General features: G+C 68.9%; 3 protein-coding genes. All 3 read left to right on the top strand.

Going from position 1 to position 3,208, the window contains the following annotated elements; genetic code table 11:
• Positions 1-70: 70 nt before the first annotated feature.
• The 3 genes from maiA to CH341_RS29915 all read left to right on the top strand — a co-directional run bounded on the left by maiA (position 71) and on the right by CH341_RS29915 (position 3,016).
• Positions 71-730: a maleylacetoacetate isomerase gene (gene maiA, locus CH341_RS29905; RefSeq protein ID WP_111423073.1), complete on the top strand. Its 660-nt coding sequence runs from the start codon at positions 71-73 to the stop codon at positions 728-730.
• A 276-nt stretch (positions 731-1,006) separates the two neighbouring features.
• Positions 1,007-1,990, top strand: a complete 984-nt coding sequence (locus CH341_RS29910; protein ID WP_111423075.1) for a 2-hydroxyacid dehydrogenase — start codon at positions 1,007-1,009, stop codon at positions 1,988-1,990.
• Positions 1,991-2,056: 66 nt separating this feature from the next.
• Positions 2,057-3,016: a C-terminal binding protein gene (locus CH341_RS29915; protein WP_111423078.1), complete on the top strand. Its 960-nt coding sequence runs from the start codon at positions 2,057-2,059 to the stop codon at positions 3,014-3,016.
• The last annotated feature ends 192 nt before the right edge of the window (positions 3,017-3,208 follow it).

Below are 3,208 nucleotides of genomic sequence, written 5' to 3' on the forward strand. Positions count from 1 at the left end.
CGCTGATGCGCGCGCCCCGGCCCTCCCCCCAGGGGAGGGTCAAGGAACCAAAAAATCGAGGGAGGATCACATGGCCGTAAAGCTCTATTCGTTCTGGCGGTCTCTCGCGACCTATCGGGTGCGCATCGCGATGGCGCTCAAGGGGGTGGTGCCGGACGAGATCGTCACCATCGACCTCACCAAGGGCGATCAGCACGGCGACGCCTACGCGGCCGTCAATCCCATGCATGCGCTGCCGGCGCTGGTGGACGGCGACGGGCCGCCGCTGGTGCAGTCGCTCGCCATCATCGAGTATCTGGACGAGACGCGGCCGCAGCCGCCGCTGCTGCCGGCCGCTCCGCGCGGCCGCGCGCGGGTGCGCAGCCTCGCGCTGATGGTGGCGGCCGACGCCCATCCGCTGATGGTGCCGCGCGTGCGCGAGTATCTGGAGAACGAGCTCGGCATCCCGGAGGCGGACCGCACGCAGTGGTGCCGCCACTGGGTCCGCACCGCCCTCGTCGCGCTGGAGACGCGGCTCGCCGGCGAGAGCGAGACCGGGCGCTTCTGTCACGGCGACACCGTGACGCTGGCCGACATCTGCCTGGTCAGTCAGGTCGCCGGCGCCGGCTTCTACGAGGTGGATACGACTTCGTTTCCCACGGTGCGCCGGATCGCCGAAGCGTGCAGTGCGGTCGAAGCCTTCGCAACTGCACATCCGCTGCGTCAGCCGGGCGCACCCGGCGCGGCCTGAGTTGCGTTTCCGAGGGGGAGCATATGCGGGAGGCGGGCTTCTAAACGTGGAATCGCCTCGTTAGAGTCGCGGCCTCGCCCGGATGGAGCCGCCCGCGCGCCTCGGCCGGGCTAGACCGTCTGGCGTCTCCAGATTGGTCTCGCGTCTCGTCGTCTCGGTTTCCTTGTTCGACACCGTCCTTCGACTCCGGTTGCTGCCGCGACCCCGTCGCACCGCCGTCGTCGTCCTTTCGAAGGTCGCGCCGCGACCGTCGTTCCTGTCGCAACGGATGCACGCATGCGCCCCCGGATCTTCGTCACCCAGCCCATCGCCGAGAGCGCGGTCGAGATGATGCGCGCCGTGGCCGATGTCGAGGTCCATCCCGACGCCACGTCGCCGATCGCCAAGGCCTCGCTGATCGAGGCGGTCAAGCGCTCCGACGTGCTGTTCTGCCTGATGCACGACAAGGTCGACGCCGACGTGATCGCGGCGAACCCGGCGCTCAAGGGCATCGCCGCCATGGCGATCCATCCGCAGGACATCGACGTCCGCGCGATGGAGAGGCGGAACATCCCGCTCACCGTCATCCCGCCGATGGTGAGCGAGGCGACGGCCGACATGGCGATGGCGCTGATCCTGGCCTGTGCCCGCCGGGTGCTGGAGGGCGACCGCCTGCTGCGCGCCGGCATCTATCCGGGGGGCCAGTCGAACTATCTGGCCGGCCTCGGCGTCACCGGCAAGACCATCGGCCTGATCGGCGGCGGCGGCCGCATCGGCAAGCTGGTCGCCCGCCGCTGCCAGGGCTTCGACATGCGGGTGCTCTATTCCACACCGCGGCGAAAACCGGAGGCGGAGGAGCGCGAATGGGAGCTCGTCTACGCCTCGGTCGACGAGCTGCTGAAGGAATCCGACATCGTCTCGGTGCATTCGCCGCTGCGCGACGACACCCTGCATTCGATCGGCGCGCGCGAGTTCGCGCTGATGAAGCCGACCGCCTATTTCGTCAACACGTCGCGCGGCCCGATCGTCGACGAGCCGGCGATGATCGCGGCGTTGCAGAACGGCACCATCGCGGGCGCCGGGCTCGACGTGTTCGAGCACGAGCCGCAGGTGCCGGCCGAGCTGCTGGCGATGAGCAACGTGGTGCTCACCCCGCATCTCGGCAGCGCCGTCGTCGATCTCCGCACCGAGATGGCCCGCATCGTCGCCCTCAACGCGATCGCGCTGGCGCGCGGCGAGACGCCGCCCAATCCGTTCGATTTCGCCGGGCCGGTCACCTGAGCCCCGGCCACGCACGACCCGGCGCGACCGGGTGAAGCCACGAGACCGTCACGTCCGGAGCCGAGCATGAGCAAGTTCAAGATCGTCGTCACCGACAGCCCGTTTCCGTCGCTCGATCCCGCCAAGGAGGCCCTGGCCCGCATCGATCCCGAGGTGGTCCAGGCCAAGAGCCCCTCGGCCGAGGACATCCTGGCGGTGGCGCGCGATGCCGACGGCATCCTCGTCACCTACGCCAAGCTGCCCGGCGAGCTCCTGCGCGAGTGCAAGAAGCTCAAGGTGATCGGCCGCTTCGGCCTCGGCGTCGACAACATCGACATCCCGGCCGCAAAGGATCTCGGCATCGTGGTCACTTATGTGCCGGACTACTGCCTGCACGAGGTCTCCGACCACGCGATGGCCCTGCTGCTGTCGATCGCGCGCAAAATTCCGCTGGCCAACAAGTCGGTGCACGGCGGCGAGTGGAAGATGCCGGTGGTCGTGCCGCTGCGCCGCTTCAACACGCTGACGCTCGGGCTGATCGGCTTCGGCGGAATCCCGCGCAATCTCGCGCCCAAGGCGCAGGCCTTCGGCTTCAAGGTGATCGCCTCCGATCCCTTCCTGCCGAAGGAGATGTTCGACAAGGCGGGTGTCGAGAGCGTGTCGATGGACGAGCTCTATGCCCGCTCGGACCTGATCTCGGTGCACGCGCCGCTGATGCCGGAGACGCGCGGCCTGGTGAACGACGCCGCCTTCGCCAAGATGAAGCCCGGTGTGATGATCGTGAACACGGCACGCGGTCCGCTGATCGACGAGGCGGCGCTGATCCGCGCGCTCGATTCCGGCAAGGTCGCGGCCGCCGGCCTCGACGTCGTCACCACCGAGCCGCTGCCGAAGGATTCGGCCCTGATCGGCCGCGACAACGTGGTGCTGACCCCGCACACCGGCTTCTACTCGGTCGAGGCGCTCCTGGAGCTCGAGACCAAGTGCGCCAGCGACGTCGCCCGCGTGCTGTCCGGCGAGAAGCCGGTGTATCCGGTGAAGATGTAAGGCTTCGGCGCGGCATCGCGCCGGTCGTCGCACCCTCCCCTGGAGGGGGAGGGTCGGGGCGCGCCGAAGGCCCGCACCGGGGTGGGGTGACAGTTCGTAGCCCGGATGGAGCGGAGAGACTGGGCAAGAAATCCGCTTCAGGCCTGGAGGGCCGAGAGTGGTCGCCGGCGGGCTTCGGTCGAGGCGATTTCG

Origin of the sequence: Rhodoplanes roseus, assembly GCF_003258865.1 — a bacterium.
GTDB lineage: Bacteria > Pseudomonadota > Alphaproteobacteria > Rhizobiales > Xanthobacteraceae > Rhodoplanes > Rhodoplanes roseus.